Genomic DNA, 16,921 nt, shown 5'->3' with positions numbered 1-16,921 from the left:
TGTAGCACTAGATCAGAAAGATTAATATGTACGTATACTGGCCAGTAAAAAATCAGTTACTATGAGGTGAAATTATGAAACTTACAACAAAGGCATATTTATCAGCTTTACTCTATTCATTTATTATTGGATTTTCCTTTTTATTCGTGAAACTAACACTAACCATTACAAGCCCTCTTGATACTCTGGCTCATCGTTTTACAGTTGCTTTCATAGCAGCAAATATTCCGATTATTTTTGGATTCGTAAAGTTAAATATATCATTAAAAAACATACTTTCTCTTTTACCAATTGCGTTTTTTTATCCAGCACTTTTTTTTGCTTTTCAAGCTTTTGGCTTAGTGTATACAAGTTCCTCTGAGGCGGGAATTATACTAGCGGCGATTCCTATATTTACAATGATGTTAGCTTCCTATTTTTTAAAAGAGTATACAAATACATGGCAAAAAATCTCTGTACTCATTTCTGTCATAGGTGTCATTTATATATTTATCATGAATGGTATAGGAACTCATGAAACTAGTTTCATAGGTGTTATTCTTATTTTGCTATCGGCATTATCATCTGCTTTCTATAATGTGTTAGCTCGAAAAATGACGAAGAAATTCAAACTAATGGATTTAACTTACACTATGACAGTAATCGGCTTTATTAGCTTTAATTTAATCGCAATCGCCAGCCATATAAGTAAAGGTACAATAACGGTATACTTTAAACCTTTTACGAATGGAACATTTCTTATCTCAATTTTATATTTAGGGTTACTATCGTCCTTGCTGACGGCATTGCTATTAAACTATTCCTTATCTTATATTGAAGCAGCTAAAATAAGTGTTTTCAGCAACTTATCTACACTTATTACAATTATCGCGGGTGTTGTATTCTTACATGAACAAATCGCATACTATCACATCATCGGAACAATTTTGATTGTTCTTGGAGTAGTGGGCACAAACTTCTTAGTAAAAAAAGGGATTGTAGTAAAGAAGAAGAATACTTCCTTAAGTAAATAAAAAGTGAGGGATATGTCATGCAGCGCTCAAATACAATTGATATTAGTAACGTTCTAGAATTAGAAAAAACTCTTTCTACTTTATTAAATAAAGAGATTTCTTCAAAGCTAGAGCTTGAAAACTGGTTAAAAAAACAATCTACAGTCATTTGGGAAATCGAAGAACAATTAAGATCACACTATATCGCCTTTCAATGTAATACAAATAATAAAAAAATAAAAGATACTTTTGAATATGATCAACAATATGTACGACCTCTTTTGAAACGTTATCAAAATTCATTTGATAATAAATATTTAGAGTCACCTTTTCGGATGGAACTTGATCCAAAAACGTATAGCTTACTAGACAAAAAAATTAAGAATGCGCAAACATTATTTTGTGAAAAGAACATTGATTTAGAGATAACTGAAGACAAACTAGTAACAGAGTACTTCGAAATTACAGGTGGTTTAACTGCACTATGGGACAGTGAAGAGAAAACAATTACTGAACTACAGTCTTACTTACAAGATCCGGATCGTCATATACGAAAAAAAGCAAAAACGCTCATTTCCGAAAAGTTTTTATCTGTTGAAAATAAATTACAACAGATATTAAATGAATTAATTGCAATCCGTCACCAAAAGGCGCAAAACATTCAATTAGATAATTATTGTGATTACATGTTTAAGAAATATGAACGATTTGATTATACACCTGATGATTGCTATGAGCTCGCTGAATCTATTCGTGAATACGTAGTACCACTTATCGATAAAATGTTTAATGAGAAAAAATCTGAACTTCAAGTAGATAGTCTTCGTCCATGGGATTTAAAAGCAACCGCACCAAATCAAAAAATATTAAAACCTATCGAAGATGCGAGTGATTTAGTCGAAAAAAGTTCTCGCATTTTACACAAACTAGACCCGGAATTTTCTGCATTATTAAGCCGTATGCATAAAAATAATTGCTTAGATTTAGAAAGTCGTAAAGGAAAAGGACCTGGAGGATTTTGTGAATACTTACCTGCTTCGCAACTATCTTTTATTTTCATGAATCTCAATCATACACATTATGACGTTACTACTTTCCTTCATGAAATGGGTCATAGTATTCATAATGAGTGTATGAATCAGCTAGAGCTACAAAAATATTTAGAAATCCCTTCTGAATCAGCTGAGCTCGCTAGCATGACAATGGAATTATTTTCGATGGAGTATTGGGATACATTTTATGAGAATACAGAAGAATTTATAAAAGCAAAATTAGATTTCTTTAAAGATATTGTTAAGTACTTACCACAAATGCTTATCGTTGATCAATTTCAACATTGGATGTATGAAAATCCTAATCATACCGCTAAAGAAAGAAATGAAAAGTATTTAGAATTACATAAAACATACCAATCGAACGTCGTAAATATTGAAGGGTATGAAAATTGGATTGCAACTGGCTGGTTACCTGTACTACACATATTTGAATTACCATTCTATTACATCGAATATGCTATCGCACAACTTGGGGCGTTGCAAATGTATAAACAATATAAACAAAATCCTAATCAAGCAATAGAAAATTATAAAAAAGCTTTATCATTAGGTAGCTCTAAATCTTTACCGGCAATATATGAAGCGGCCGGTATTCGTTTTGATTTTTCTGGTGAAACAATTAAAGAACTAATGCTATTTGTAGAAAAAGAATTAGAATTACTTGAGCAATTATAAGAAGAAAACTACACCTATATTTTAGGTGTAGTTTTCTTCTTCATTTTATTAATCAGTTCTATGTACTGAGTATCACCATATCCGATTGTTGGAAAAAGATAAAACAACTTTGTTAATAATTCTTGATTTGATAAACCTTTATTTTTAGAGATGAATTTCATTACGATATTATCTTCTTTTAGCATTTCTAAATATAAATCTATAGCTTGATACATTACAGGTGGTACTTTATGATAAGTCTTTTTATGGTTTACTAATACTTCATTGTATATAGTAGAATAATCCCCCAATTCAAGTTCAATTTGATTTACTTTAAATTCATCCTCCCTGAAACTATTTAAGTATACTTTCCCTTCATAGCACGACTGCTCAAGGTATGAAAGTAAAGTAAGTAGATTCATTTGGCAAAACATATCTTCACCAAACCATAAAACAATACATTTGTACTCTTTCGTAAAAAGTTTTTTTAATGGATCTATTACCTTTTTTGTATAACTTTCTACTGAACTGTTATGTCCTTCCGCTCTTGTTTTAATAAAGTCCTCATCAAAAACTTGTGTAGTAGCAGGGTTCACACACATCGCCTCATTAAATGGTGCATAATCAGAATCACCCATTAGCTTTTTATTTTTAAATTCTTCATACATAACTTGACCATTTAATATGTTAAGTACCTCTTTATCAAATAGCTCACTCTTCCTATTTCGCAACTGTTCAACCTCTATTTTTCTAGAAATATTCATATTAAACGCCCCTTCTTTATTTAAATTTAGTTTAAGAAATGATTGAATAGACATTTTGTTAAGTTGATATTCTCTTGGATTCATTCCAAAAACATTTTTACATATTCGATTTAGCCGTTCCTATTTATAGTGCGATAGAATATTCATTTGCTGGAAATGGGAATATCATTGACTATGAACATTCTATTACAAAAGCACTATTTGAAGGCTACCAAGAGGAAAATGAACTACCAAAAGAGATGATAGACAAGTTTCCATTATTTATTAAATTAAAGGAGATTTTTGAATATAGCTTAATGCATATGTATTGGGATAAAGAAGAATTAAGGGAGGAACAAGTACGGATTATGAACCTTTATAGGATGAAGATCGAAAATAAGAATACCTATATCAATATTTAAGAACGCTGTTGTTTAACTACAAGGAAACTTTGGTTAAACAACAGCATTTATTAATTTGCTGACAGCCTTTTTTATGACTTATAAATACTGATTCAATAATCTTTTCAAATACACTTCATTTTGCGGTGATACTTTTTCAGAAAATCTAGCTGCAATAATAATAGGAGCCCATTGAAAAACTTCATCTCTTGATAAGCCGGTACGACTGCAATATATATGTAAATACATCTCAGCTAATTCTACCGAAGATTGTGAGTACAACAAGTATGTTCGAAATACATCTGCGCGAATATCACCTGAACTTGCATCTACCCAGTCTATAACTTTCACTTTCTCTTCCTTACTCAAAATCAAATTAAACGGATGGAAATCTCCATGACATAGCCTAAAATCAAATGTAATAGAATCTAATTTTTGTAATATATTCTTCTTTTTGCTTTCATCCAATTTATGTACAGATTTAATTTGACGCTCTAACCTTTTCCTCATTAACTCCATTTCATCTGTATTCACACGTATAGCATGGATCTTTTTTTGCTCATTAACACAAAGTCCGATATAACGCTCTGCCTCATTCAAATTATTAAGCAGGAGATTACCAATGTTCTCCCCTTTTACATATTCCATAATAATTGCCTGTCTATTTTGTATCTTTGTCACTTCAAATACGTTTGGAACTGGCAGCCCGCATGAATACGCATATTTTTGTTTTTTTGCTTCCTTTATAGACTCTGTATCTGAGAGGTAATCTTTAAATAATTTTACAACCTTATCATCAGTTAAATAAATTTCTGCTGTATTCCCTTTTGCAATCGGATTACCTAAAACCACTTCATTTCTCCCCTTAACATAAATTAAAATAACACCTTATACCTCTCTTTACATTCACTATAATCCTAGCTAAAACCTTCTTCACGAATATACAAAAAACTTACCGCTTTCCATCCTTAAATAGAAAGCGGTAAGTTTAATTGTTTAGGAATATCAGAATGAAACTCTGATGTATGCACAATTGAAAATGTATATCCTTGCTCAATAAATGATACTTCATTACATTTATATTCAAATGATACACCATTTTTCTTAAAGTTATTTTGGATTCGCTGTAAAAATGCGACGTCTGGTGTTCCGAAAGAAACGTGTACTTTCGGTGATAGAGCTTTCATCGCGATTGGAATCCAAGGTCGCTGCCACCAAGTTGCGACGACATAAGCAGTGCCACCAACTACAAAGTTAAAAATATCCCCGTCTTCCATCGTTTTCATATTTAGATTTGATTTCAGCCATTCCCTAAAAATAGGTACACTTTTAACAGGAAGACCAATTTCCCTTACATATAAAATGTTTAAAGGTGACTGCGGTACTAATACATCTTCTTTAACATAACTATGCGCGATAATTTCGAGTAGATTTCCATCTCCGTCTTTAAAGTATAAATTGAATCGACCATCCTCTTCATCAATTATATGACCATCTTTCCATTTCGCAATGAGTAATCCAGACTCCTCAAGCCATCTTGCTGTTTCATGAAATTTTGAATATGGGATTTCAAAAGCAACATGTGCAGGTGCAATTGATTCATACACTTCTTGAAAACTAATTGTTGTATAAGGTGTTACTTCAAATTGAATGAAGGATGCTGTTTCTTTTTTTATTGGAAAAGATAATATGTCCTTATAAACTTGTTTTACCCCTTCCATGGAAACCGTTTGTAGTTTTATATCTGATATATGTGTAATCACTTTACATTCCCCCTCATTTCTTATTATCTATTCGTATTGTATTACACTTATAAATAGATAAAATCAAACGGAAGGATGGATTTTTCATATAGAAACTACAACTTTAGTATGAATATGTTAGCTCCAATTATTTTTTATTTCTGCTATAACAATTTCTGGTTTATCCCAGTGCAACATGTGTGTAGTATCAGGAATTACTTTTACTATACTGTCCGTTTTCTCTTTGAAAACATTTACTGTCTTATCTCTATAATCCGCCCAAACTTGTGGAACTGTAGCTCGGAGTAATACAATATTAGCCGGCAGCTTCTCATATATATCTATCGTTTCATCTTTATGCATACCTCTTATTATATTACTAGCTGTATTCCCCCTGGCATGCCACCATACTTTGTTATCCATTTCGATCCCTAGGTCCTTTACAGCAACTTCTAACAATGAAGACCACCTAGTATAAGCTTCTTTTTCACTTTTGAAAAATTCGTCCCAATTATTAAAAACGTATTCATCAAAGTCCTTTTCATAATAAGCAATTTCTTCTTCCAACGTTTTTTCTTGAAGCCTTTTTGTTTGATATCCACCATCAATAAGAATACTTCCTTGTACTTTTTCTGAATGATGTAACAAATAAAATAACGCTACAAAACTTCCCCATGAATGTGATAGAAAATAGAAGTATTCGATTCTCAATTCATTTATTATTTCATTTAACCAATTTGCTAAATTCTGCATCTCATAATCTTCTGTTCTTTCAAATGGCGGTGTTTTACCATGTCCAGGTGCATCAACGGAGATAAATCTATACTCTTCTTTTAATTCCTCAGCAATTTCTATAAAACTTAAACTCGTACTACCTAATCCATGTAAACAAAAGATAACGGGCTTGTCATTATTCCCCCATTCAGTAATATGTACATTTATTTTTTCATTGCTAATATAGTAACGTTTCAAAACATTTATCCTCCATATTTTGATTTACACTTTATTTATTTCTATTATTTTCAAGTATTTCCTGTATTCTTTTCCACACAAAAAGCTGCTTTTCTTTAAATGAAAAGCAGCTTTTACGCTAAAATATATTATAATTTAACAGCGATAATCATAAATCTTTTTGAATTTGTATGAATCCCTTTTTCAGAACTATTCGTGTCAATGAACTTTTGTAAAATAGTAAAATCCTCTTCCTCTTCTCCAAATCTAGGAATAATAGGCGTATGTTTTAATAAGAAAATGAGATCTTCAGGCGTATTGTAATAATCAGTAACATCATATTCACGTACTTGCACGAGATCAAATCCTGCACTAATAAATTCATCCATATACTTTTCTTTTAAAGTGCCATCTCGTTCACCTAAGCATTGTCCTCTGCCAAATGCTTCTTTCAGGTTTAATTTATCATTCTCACTTACTTGTTGCGTTAAGAAAAAAGCACCTTGTTTCATTACTTTTGCTAACTCAGATGCTAGAAACGGTGCGTGACAACTAGAAGCGATATCAAAATGGGCACTCTGAAACGTTAAAGCTTCAGAACCCATTTGAAGAAACTCAACATTTTGTACACCTGATTTTTTCAAGTTAGAATGTGCCGTTTCAATCATGCCGTTAGAATTATCAATTCCAATTAACAATTTAGCCGAAGATGCTATATTAAGTATATTTTCCCCTCCGCCTGTACCAACATCAAGTAGAGTGGCTGATGGTTTACATCTTTTTTTCACTTCCCCATAAAAGTCCCATATATCTCCTACAGTTTCACATTTTATTTTACTAAAATCCCATCCATTTAATCTTCCTACTCTATCATAAAAGCTTTTGTACTCTAATTCATTCACCTTATAACTTCCCTTTTGTAAAAATAAATTAAATATGTAATATAACCTGCAACACTGTTTAATTATATGTTATAAAATAAAAATTATTAAAACAACATTTCACTTCGCAGTACATTAAGTTTACATAACAATTTTATAGTTTACCTTTAACTATATGTTCTAAATGTCTTCTTCCCCAACTACACATACTATCCAAAACAGTACTGACTGTTTTTCCATGTTCAGTTAAGCTATATTCTACTTTAGGTGGTATTTCTTGATAATGCTTATGAATCTTATAAATCTCTTTCTCTTGTAAAAAGGCCTGGCCATAATAATGAAATTGCACATACTGTTCTATATTTAATGCAAAATAGTTTTACTACAGGTAATGTATTATTTCCAGATAGAGGGTACACATATCATTAATTATTAAAAATTTAATGCCTCCTTGTATTAACTAGTATTAAGGAGGCTATTATTAACTAAAAAAGGGATCTATTAATGTAGGATCTTCTTTCAAAAGTTCTGCTAACAACACTAATTGCGGAAAAGGTCATAAGATTAACTCTTTATCCAGCAACCCCTTTTGTTCTCGAATCATTCCGCCTTCTCGCATAAAAACCGCCCTAATTTCTATTCCCTACAATTTTATATAAAATCAATATTATAAAGTAGGATTCAACAACTTCTTACAGAATTCTATATTTAATACGTATTGGACGAATTATTTTCAAGTTCCTCTATAAAAAAGGGAGGTCATACAATTGTGAAATTTGTACAAGAACGAAGATTAACTGTCAAGACAATTTTTTCAAAAGAATACAAGATTTTTATTTTTGGTTTACTCATTTCACGAATCGGGGATTCACTATATACTTTTGCACTGCCTTGGATTGCCTATCAATTAACTGGTTCAGCTGTAATTATGAGTTCTTTATTTGCTGTTAACGTATTGCCAATCGTTTTATTTGGCCCTTTAGTTGGTGTACTAGTTGATCGATATGATCGAAAAAAGTTACTTTGGATGGCAGATATTACCAATATTATTTTAGTAAGTCTCGTACCAATTCTACATGCATTACATCTATTAGAAATCTGGCATTTATACGTAATTACTTTTATCTTAGCAGTTATGTCCATGCTTTTTGATGTAACAACTGTTACAGTCATTCCACACATCGCAGGTGCATCATTAACGAAGGCTAATTCTTTATATCAAATGGTTAATCAATTGGCTAGTTTGTTTGGTCCAATCATAGCTGGGCTTTTCATATCTTTTATTGGCGGCTTTCAAGTACTTTGGATTAATGTTCTTTCATTTATTGCTACATTAATTGCTGTGATTATATTACCTTCTATGAAAAGCTTAATCAAAAAGAATACCGATAAAAATACATTGCAAAATGTACTAAATGATTTGCTTGATGGATTTAAATGGCTGAAAAATGATCGGTTAAATATAGCTTTGTCACTTCAAGCTATGGTAGGTAACTTTGGAGCAAGTGCTGTTTTAGGTATACTTATGTATTATTTATTATCGACATTAAATCTTACCTCCGCACAAAGTGGCTATAATTATACTTTAATAGGAATAGGTGGGCTTTTAGGAAGCTTAATTGCCGTTCCTTTAGAAAAGAAATTTCGACGTGGTGTACTTATTCCTTTACTCCTATTTTTAGGAGCGCTTGGATTAACATTTGCTTTGTGGAGTACATATTGGCTCGCTCCCGGAATTGCTTTCGGAATCGCGATGACATGTAATATCACATGGAATACGATTGTTACATCAATTCGCCAGGAAACTGTTCCATCCAATTTGCAAGGACGTGTTTTAGGTTTTTCTCGTGTACTTACACGATTAGCTATGCCATTAGGCGCATTAGTAGGTGGAATTATTTCAGCCTACAATCCTGTATTTATATTTGCTTTAGCTGCTTTTACTAAATTAATTGAAGTCTTTATTGCCTTATATAGTCCGATACGAAAACTGTAAAGAGGGAAAAGTACATATTTTGAGATATTAATAAAATAAAAAAGGCATAAAACATGCCTTTTTTATTACTTATTTGTTTATTGGATAACAAACTTCTGTAACCCACTTATTAGGATCCGCTTCCATCGCTGGGCTCACATGATAAATATTAAACATCGGGCCTACTAATTTGTAACCCTCTGCCTCAATCCATTTTGCCGCAGCTTCATTTACAGCTGTCATCTGTTCATAACTTCCATTAACCGTTATGGAAGCTACATGAATTGATTCAATCTTTTTAAATGTAACGTCTTTTGTATTTTCGTGCTTACCAAGAATACTTAGCTGTATTTCTATATCTACATCATTTTCTTTGTATTCACGATCATGGAAAACCGCAATACTATAACTCGAATGGGCAATACTAATATTTTTCATTTGAATTTCTTGCATCAATATACTCCATAAATCACCTTCGCAATTATACGATGGAATAATCTTTCTAACACTAGCTACAGTTCTTTCTGGAATTTCTTTTATTGAAACATGATAATTCATCTCAACAACATCCTCTCTCATCATTTTCATTGAGTCTTCGAGGAGACGTAATTGTTTTTGGAGGTTATTCATGTCTTCTTTAATTTGAGCACTACGATTAAAAAATTGCTCTTTTATGGTATCTATATTATCGCATTCTATTATTTCTTTGATGGTAGCAATATTAAACCCCATAGCTTTTAACGTTTGAATTTGATTTACTTTTTTTAATTGGTCTGCTGAATAAAATCGATATCCACTCTGCTCATCGACTTTTACTGGTTGTAGTAATTCCACTTTATCGTAGTGTCTCAACATTCGTATACTAATGGAAGATAGTTTTGAAAAATCCCCTATTTTAAACATAATTTCCTCCTATAAGTTACATCTACTTTGAAGCTCAACTTTATCTTAAACAATGACATTGTGTGAGGGTCAACTGTTTATAACGTTTGAATTATATTTCTTTAATTATTTACCCTTATATACTCTTCTGTCTTATGCCTATAAAGATTGATAATAATCCGTTCACAGCTAATAAAATTACTATAATACTTGTAAGTAAACCTACATCTGCCGCAAATATTTTTATCGTACGCCATGGTGAGCTTGTACAATAAGTAAGAAGTGGGATGAAAATAATAGATAATTGTAGGAATAGAGCCCCTACGAATAACCAAGTTAATTTTTTTACAGTTTCCTTATGTTTATATTTTTTAATTAACATAATTGATGAAATGAAAAGCGCGAGTATAACTGTAGACATAACAATTTGTGTAAATGGTATGCTTTTATGGGGATCAACCGGTTCTTCTTCATTCAAAATATTAATAATCCCCTTTTTTAATACTGAAAGTGCTGGTTCTTCTAATACATGATTTTTATTTGTTAAAATCACACCACCCCAGCCACTTTTATTTAAAGTAAATATTTCTGTACGAGCATCGGGCGTTGATCCTGAATGCCAAATCATCGTTTCGCTTTCATTTATACTTGTTGTTCTTAATCCAAAACCATAGCTTTTTTCTGAATTTATGTTATAAAGTGGTGTAAGATAAAGGTCGATGTTTTCTTTCTTTAAAAATTGAGTATCTTCTTGTCGATTCAAAAACATAATAAATTGAATCATATCTTCCAAATTTGCGGTAATATAACCATACGGTGCCCCGGCATTATCATAGGATACTACACTTTTTCTTGGTATGCCAAACCATGACTGATAACCTGTTAAATAGCCTTTTTCATATGCAGTTTCTTTACTTACTGCCGCACCATTCATATTTAATAGCTGAAAAACATGTTTTTCCATATATGAGGAATATGTATCATTTGTAATTTCCTCAATAAGTGCACCTAAAACAATATAATTCGCATTACTATATTGATATTTTTCTCCTGGTAGAGCAGTTAATTTTACATTTGAAAGTCTCATTACATTTTCTTTTAATGCTGTAGAACTTTTGGATTGCTTATCTGATATTAATAAGCCTTCATATGTGTTTATTCCGCTTGTATGAGTTAAAAGGTGTTGGATTGTTATAGATGAGGATATTTGAGAATCTTTTAGTTTAAACCAAGGAAGATGTTGTTGAACTGAATCCTCTAATTTTATCTTTTTGTCTTCTATTAATTTCACTATAGCTAAAGCTGTTAAAGATTTGCTTATTGAGCCGATTGCAAATGGTGTTTTACTAGTTATTTTTTTTCAGATTCCCCAGTAATCCCCCACGTTTTAGTGAAGAATACATCTTTATTATGTACAATTGCAACAGCAGCCCCTGGAATATTCTGTTCCTTTATAAATTTTTCAATATACTTATCTAAAGTAGCTTTAATATCTTGCTGAGCATATGCTTTTGGATAAATGATACATAATACTATTACATTACAAAGAATATAGATTTGAAATAGTTTATAGATAGTTTTCTTCATTATACTTTAGATAGCTTTCTTTTTTTATAACTTACTAAGCTAATAAACACTACTACAGAGAGCATAAAGCTAATCATTATTAATAAAACGTTCCACCATTGATTCTCTGATATGCGATATAAAATATTATAATTAAATGTATTTTTGCTATTAGTTGAATTAAATGATTCAGTTAAAAATATTGAAAATGTAGTTTGCGAGATGAGGTAAGTAATAATTGCGATGAATATGCCACGTAAGATAAATGTGTTGAATTTTCCTTTTTCATTTTGAAGTTGTTTCATTTTAACTTGTAAATCAATTTCATTTATTTCTATAAAATCTTTAACAAATAATTGAGGGGTACCTAAATCATCTATACTGTCTTCACCATGTTCATGACACTCTTGAATATGTTCTAATATTTGTCTCTTAATATTTTCCCTTTCTTCTAAACTAATATCGTATTGCTTTAATTCCTTAAGTACGTCTCTTAAAAATTGCTTTTCTTTACCTATCAATTTATTCCTCATTTCAGAAGGTCTCCTTTCAAACCGCTTTTTAATAATGTTTGAATGTCCAATTGCAATTCTAACCACTCATTAATTTTCTTCTCAAGACGTATTTTCCCATTTTCATTAATTTCATAATAAATCCTCACTTTACCACTGTCTGTTACCTCTTGATAAGTGTTAACCCACTCTTGATTTTTCAACTTAGTTAAAATAGGATAAATACTTCCTACTCCTTTCAATTTTAAATTGTTTATTTCAAGTTCTTTCATAATCTCATAACCATAACTTTTCTTTTTCGACAAAATAGATAATACACACATTTCTAAATGACCTTTAATTAAACTTGTTCTATCCATAGGATAAATTTAACAGAAATATATACTTCATTCAAGTATATATTTCTGTTAAATTTAAAAAATCACACAATGAAAAATAGATTAATAAACAAAACATATCACTTACGAACCATTTTAAACCTTAATTTTCGCTTTTATAATATAATAATTACATAATATATTAATCGTTTATCACTATTTGTTTTGTATCTCTCCTTCCATATTACTTCTTTTCTTATTGAAAAATATTGTATGGAGACATAAAAATACTAAAAGATCCAATTTCTTAATTTTGATATTAAGAAATTGGATCTTCTTTCATTACCTTGTATTAATCATACTGCGCTAATATATACATTATAAAGAATATATGTTTTATTAATTTATATTAATAAAACATATATTAATAAAATTTACTGATTACTCTCAAGACATTCATAAACCGCCATCATATCTCGTTTAACCAACTCACGTATGCGATTGAAAATGGGTATTTGTCCAACAGCTTCTGTTAATAAGCTTTCATTCACAACATCACTTACTTTTCCAGTTAACCACGTTTGTACATCCACGCCCTCGACAACTTCTTTTAACCCTTCGTCATTAATACCACTTGCATTACAAGTTACACATGGAATTGTTAGTTTAAAGACACCATCATGTAAATTATCTTCGGTTATCACTTTCTTACCTTTACAAAATGGACATGGATTATTTTTTTTAATTTTATTAATTTGGGTAACTAATTTTTTGTATCCAAACGCTTCGTATACATACGTAAGTTTTTTATATTTACCATTTGTGAAATACTTATCTATAATGGTTTCTCTCGTTTCATAAACATTAGGGAAATCACAAACAGTTACCTGATTATTAACACTAATGGATTCGATATTTCCTTTTATTTCGCTCCAGAATGGTAAGACATTTTGTAACACCATTTCATAGTTTGAAAAGCTTGCTTGTTCTAATTCAAACATTTTCAATGCAACTTGTGCTTTTCTTGGCAATAAAGAAACATCTTCCGTCAATACCATATCGCCACCAACAATAGACTTCAATTTAACAAGTGCCGGTAAATCACCAACTATTTTCAATACTTTATTAATAGGCTGATTGATTATTTCACGAATATTTACGTTACCAAATTTAAGTGGTTTATGATGATTTAAAACCGTCCCCTCACAAATTGGACATTTCATCATTTTTTTTGAACTCTTAATTTCTTCTTTAATAGGTGCCTTTGAAATAACAATATATCCACCAATAATTGTATTAAACCCTACCCATGTTCTGCGTGTCTTTCCTTTTTTATCATAAAATGATTTTTCAAAATATCCGTACCAAAACGTATGCTTTTCTTCTTCTGACATATCATTATAGCTCTTTGACAAATCGTGACCAAGCTCATTTTTTATTTCTTCGAATAGAAATTCTATTTTTTCATGCTGATAAAATTTTAATACCTTCATGATTTCTTGATCGAATAGCCCATCCCAAAATGGAACACTTTTATCTTGAATGGCAATATCTTTATCAAAAACTTCAATTTGAAGACGTCCAGAACAAGATGGACAATGATTGTCCTGTGAATAGAAATCAAAACTTCTCGTATCTTTATTAATTGGATGAGCAGCTACAATATGATTAATTAATCCACCAATCTCATATAAGAAACTATATTGACTATATAAATGTCTTTCAAGATCAATAGCAACAACAGGTGCAATTGTATCAGATTCATATTCGCCATAAATTAAACGGGCCATTGATGATAAACTTTTTAAAATACCACCCTTATAAATGTTTTCGGCATTTTTAAAATAGTTAATATGATTTTCTTCTAAATAGTGAACGCCTTCTTTATGCTTAAGTGCTGAAGAAATATGTATTTGCTCAGCATTATTCACACTGCTTTTTTGACGATAATAATTTTCATGACTTACTACATCAAGATGCTTTATAGATTCAGGCTGTCTTTTCCCGAAATCTACAATATAATCAGAGCTTTCTAACATGTAACTATTATGTTCAATCATAATGATAGAGACTGATTCATCTTGCAATATCCCTCTAACACTATCTATAAATTGATTTAAAATATTTTGGGATAAACCTTTTGAAGGCTCATCAAAGATAAATAATGTATGTGGATTTCTAGTGTTTGCAAATAACTCCGAAACTAAATGAACACATTGAAACTCACCTGTTGATAATGTTTGTGTTTTTCGTTCTAACGTTAAATAACCAAGTCCTAATTTAATAAGTAGACTCAAGCGTTTATACGCAATATCTTCATTTGGAAGTTCATCTATAATATCCTCGATCGAACGCTCAAAAATATCATCAATTTCTTCACTATACTTTGATAGTTTCTTTTTAATATCTAGGAAAGTGGCTACAGTTGATCGACTTGTAATGGATTGATTTCGATCTTGTCCTACCATAACTAATTTATCTTTTGGATATCGTTTCAAGAAATCTGTAGCTAAACATTCATTGACAAGTGTAGATTTCCCGCATCCAGATTCTCCAGTAACCGTCACAAGCCTATTTTTAGGGATTTGAAACTCCGCCATTTGGATATTACGGCAATATAATTCATGGAATGTATAGTATTCTGTTGGTACTTCTTTATTTAGATCCGACAGTATTGGTTTTGGTCTTGGCGATTCTTTCACAATTTGTCCACCATATTTTCCGCTACCAGGTCCAAAGAACAATTGCTCATCTGTTGTATCCAGTACAGTATCTGAATGATCAATGAGCCAAATTTGATTTTTACACCCTAACTGCTTAATCTCTTCTAATATTTGTAATAATGTTTCATGATCAAGTCCAACTGAAATCTCATCAATAATAATTACAGCATTTTCGCTTACTGCCATAAATTCAGCCAAATATAGTCTTGTTAACTCTCCACCTGACAACGTACCCATAATTCGATTTAATGTTAAATAACCAATGTTCATATTAATTATATTTTGCAGTATATGTTGCTTTGCTTCACTAATTTTTAACTCTTCCGCTAACGAAAGAATAGACTCAACACTTAAATCATTAATATTTGAAATTGTATGTGGTTTAGCAAATAAATCTATCTTATGTTGTTCGATTTCTTCGCTATAACGTTTTCCCTTACATTTTTTACACTCAATATTTTTAGTAGTACCTCGGCCTTTACAGCCAGTACACCAGCCTAACTGGTTATTGAATGAAAAAACCTCAGGTGAAAGATGAAATACATCAGCAAGTTTTTCACGTACCTCTGTGAAAACACCAGTATGTGTACCGATTGTTGAACGTGGATTGGAAGAAATCGATGATTTTCCTAGAAAAAGAACTAAAGGCATATCTTCTATCTTAATAGCACTAAAATTCGTTTGCATAATGTTAGGAAATAAATATTGATATTCAGCCTTTGGCAATAAAGAAACTAATCGTTTTTTTGATTCTTCACCAATCGTTTGACAAAAGGTTGTTTTACCTGAGCCTGATAACCCAGCGATTCCAAACGACTTATTAAATGGAATCACTGTATCTAATTTATTTATGTTATTAGCAATTAATTGATTTACTTTCATATTAACCTCTATTCTTATTTTTCTTTAAAATCATTTTTACAGTGTAATAATTACATAATGAATATAACTTTTTATACAATTATCCTCTCATTTAAAGGATCTTATTCTTATATGTTTCAAACCATTGTTGCCATTCATCTTTAGAAAATTCTTTTTCTTTTCCTTCTAGTACGGAAGAAAAAAGATCTAAGCAAATATGCCAACCAGCTATATCTTTCGGTGTATGATCAGTTAATACATGAATGTACTCTTTAAGAAGTAAAAGAGTCCCACTTTCTTCTTTATGTATTTCAAATCGGACACGATCTTTATCCCAAGTAAATTCAAGTACTGAATTTACTTGACACTCTAAAATATCCATATTTATAAATGAACCGTCCATCATGTCGAACTTTATTATTCCACTCGTTTTAAGACTTTCAATTTGTAAATTAGACATCCATTTTTTAAGCTTACTGTTTTCTGTTAAAACAGACCAAACTTCCTCTATTGTATTTGGAAATCGGCGTTCAAATTTTACAATATACCCATTAGTTAGTTTCCAAATTTCAGCTATCATATTGATTGCCCCTTTATACAGAATGTATGTTCTCACTCTATTTTACACGAATATAAATATAAAATAAATCTTTATGTCAACGAAGT

Annotated in this window: 14 protein-coding genes and 3 pseudogenes; 5 read left to right on the top strand and 12 right to left on the bottom strand. The window is 30.9% G+C overall.

Going from position 1 to position 16,921, the window contains the following annotated elements:
• Positions 1 to 74: 74 nt before the first annotated feature.
• On the top strand, positions 75 to 1,013 hold the full coding sequence (locus ACTFRY_RS16645; RefSeq protein WP_098616571.1) for a DMT family transporter: 939 nt from the start codon (positions 75 to 77) through the stop codon (positions 1,011 to 1,013).
• Positions 1,014 to 1,030: 17 nt separating this feature from the next.
• Entirely contained in the window at positions 1,031 to 2,722 is a 1,692-nt protein-coding gene (locus ACTFRY_RS16640; RefSeq protein ID WP_098616570.1) for a M3 family oligoendopeptidase, read from the top strand.
• A 14-nt stretch (positions 2,723 to 2,736) separates the two neighbouring features.
• Here ACTFRY_RS16640 and ACTFRY_RS16635 read toward each other — a convergent pair whose 3' ends face one another.
• Positions 2,737 to 3,549, bottom strand: coding sequence for an AraC family transcriptional regulator (locus tag ACTFRY_RS16635; RefSeq protein WP_100619076.1), 813 nt, complete (start codon positions 3,547 to 3,549; stop codon positions 2,737 to 2,739).
• Between ACTFRY_RS16635 and ACTFRY_RS16630 the strand changes: the two genes are divergently transcribed.
• Positions 3,540 to 3,866 (top strand): hypothetical protein, encoded by a 327-nt coding sequence (locus tag ACTFRY_RS16630; RefSeq protein WP_001999850.1) that lies wholly within the window; start codon positions 3,540 to 3,542, stop codon positions 3,864 to 3,866. The genes ACTFRY_RS16635 and ACTFRY_RS16630 overlap by 10 nt on opposite strands.
• 78 nt (positions 3,867 to 3,944) lie before the next feature.
• Here ACTFRY_RS16630 and ACTFRY_RS16625 read toward each other — a convergent pair whose 3' ends face one another.
• From ACTFRY_RS16625 to ACTFRY_RS16605, 5 genes and pseudogenes are all read right to left on the bottom strand, one after another.
• Positions 3,945 to 4,697 (bottom strand): aminoglycoside phosphotransferase family protein, encoded by a 753-nt coding sequence (locus ACTFRY_RS16625; RefSeq protein ID WP_000242842.1) that lies wholly within the window; start codon positions 4,695 to 4,697, stop codon positions 3,945 to 3,947.
• 116 nt (positions 4,698 to 4,813) lie between these two features.
• Entirely contained in the window at positions 4,814 to 5,608 is a 795-nt protein-coding gene (locus ACTFRY_RS16620) for a VOC family protein (RefSeq protein WP_098616569.1), read from the bottom strand.
• A gap of 117 nt (positions 5,609 to 5,725) precedes the next feature.
• Positions 5,726 to 6,559 carry an alpha/beta fold hydrolase gene (locus tag ACTFRY_RS16615; RefSeq protein ID WP_061654675.1) on the bottom strand — a complete coding sequence of 278 codons (834 nt, stop codon included), beginning with the start codon at positions 6,557 to 6,559 and terminating at the stop codon, positions 5,726 to 5,728.
• Between the two features lie 128 nt (positions 6,560 to 6,687).
• On the bottom strand, positions 6,688 to 7,440 hold the full coding sequence (locus tag ACTFRY_RS16610; RefSeq protein WP_098616568.1) for a class I SAM-dependent methyltransferase: 753 nt from the start codon (positions 7,438 to 7,440) through the stop codon (positions 6,688 to 6,690).
• A gap of 133 nt (positions 7,441 to 7,573) precedes the next feature.
• Positions 7,574 to 7,708 (bottom strand): annotated as a pseudogene (locus tag ACTFRY_RS16605) (winged helix-turn-helix transcriptional regulator); the annotation flags it as partial.
• Here ACTFRY_RS16605 and ACTFRY_RS16600 point away from each other — a divergent pair.
• A pseudogene (locus tag ACTFRY_RS16600) lies at positions 7,705 to 7,848 on the top strand (SDR family oxidoreductase); the annotation flags it as partial. The pseudogenes ACTFRY_RS16605 and ACTFRY_RS16600 sit on opposite strands and share 4 nt — an antisense overlap.
• Before the next feature lie 340 nt (positions 7,849 to 8,188).
• Positions 8,189 to 9,415 (top strand): MFS transporter, encoded by a 1,227-nt coding sequence (locus ACTFRY_RS16595; protein WP_098616567.1) that lies wholly within the window; start codon positions 8,189 to 8,191, stop codon positions 9,413 to 9,415.
• Between the two features lie 69 nt (positions 9,416 to 9,484).
• Here the strand turns inward: ACTFRY_RS16595 and ACTFRY_RS16590 are convergent, their stop codons facing one another.
• The 6 genes and pseudogenes from ACTFRY_RS16590 to ACTFRY_RS16565 form a co-directional block, all read right to left on the bottom strand.
• Complete coding sequence (locus ACTFRY_RS16590; RefSeq protein ID WP_044797383.1) at positions 9,485 to 10,297, bottom strand: MerR family transcriptional regulator; 813 nt, start codon at positions 10,295 to 10,297, stop codon at positions 9,485 to 9,487.
• 115 nt (positions 10,298 to 10,412) lie between these two features.
• A pseudogene (locus ACTFRY_RS16585) lies at positions 10,413 to 11,863 on the bottom strand (serine hydrolase domain-containing protein).
• Positions 11,863 to 12,375: a hypothetical protein gene (locus ACTFRY_RS16580; RefSeq protein WP_001244705.1), complete on the bottom strand. Its 513-nt coding sequence runs from the start codon at positions 12,373 to 12,375 to the stop codon at positions 11,863 to 11,865. The pseudogene ACTFRY_RS16585 and the gene ACTFRY_RS16580 overlap by 1 nt, the downstream one beginning before the upstream one ends.
• Positions 12,372 to 12,677, bottom strand: coding sequence for a PadR family transcriptional regulator (locus ACTFRY_RS16575; RefSeq protein WP_002094025.1), 306 nt, complete (start codon positions 12,675 to 12,677; stop codon positions 12,372 to 12,374). Before ACTFRY_RS16575 ends, ACTFRY_RS16580 begins: the two co-directional genes overlap by 4 nt.
• A 428-nt stretch (positions 12,678 to 13,105) precedes the next feature.
• Positions 13,106 to 16,276, bottom strand: coding sequence for an ATP-binding cassette domain-containing protein (locus ACTFRY_RS16570; protein ID WP_098616566.1), 3,171 nt, complete (start codon positions 16,274 to 16,276; stop codon positions 13,106 to 13,108).
• 91 nt (positions 16,277 to 16,367) lie between these two features.
• Positions 16,368 to 16,835 carry an SRPBCC family protein gene (locus tag ACTFRY_RS16565; RefSeq protein ID WP_098616565.1) on the bottom strand — a complete coding sequence of 156 codons (468 nt, stop codon included), beginning with the start codon at positions 16,833 to 16,835 and terminating at the stop codon, positions 16,368 to 16,370.
• Positions 16,836 to 16,921 lie beyond the last annotated feature (86 nt).

This window comes from Bacillus cereus group sp. MYBK195-1, assembly GCF_051916605.1.
GTDB classification, from domain to species: domain Bacteria; phylum Bacillota; class Bacilli; order Bacillales; family Bacillaceae_G; genus Bacillus_A; species Bacillus_A cereus.
Note: the sequence above shows the minus strand (reverse complement) of the source record. Positions and strands in the feature narration are given on the sequence as shown.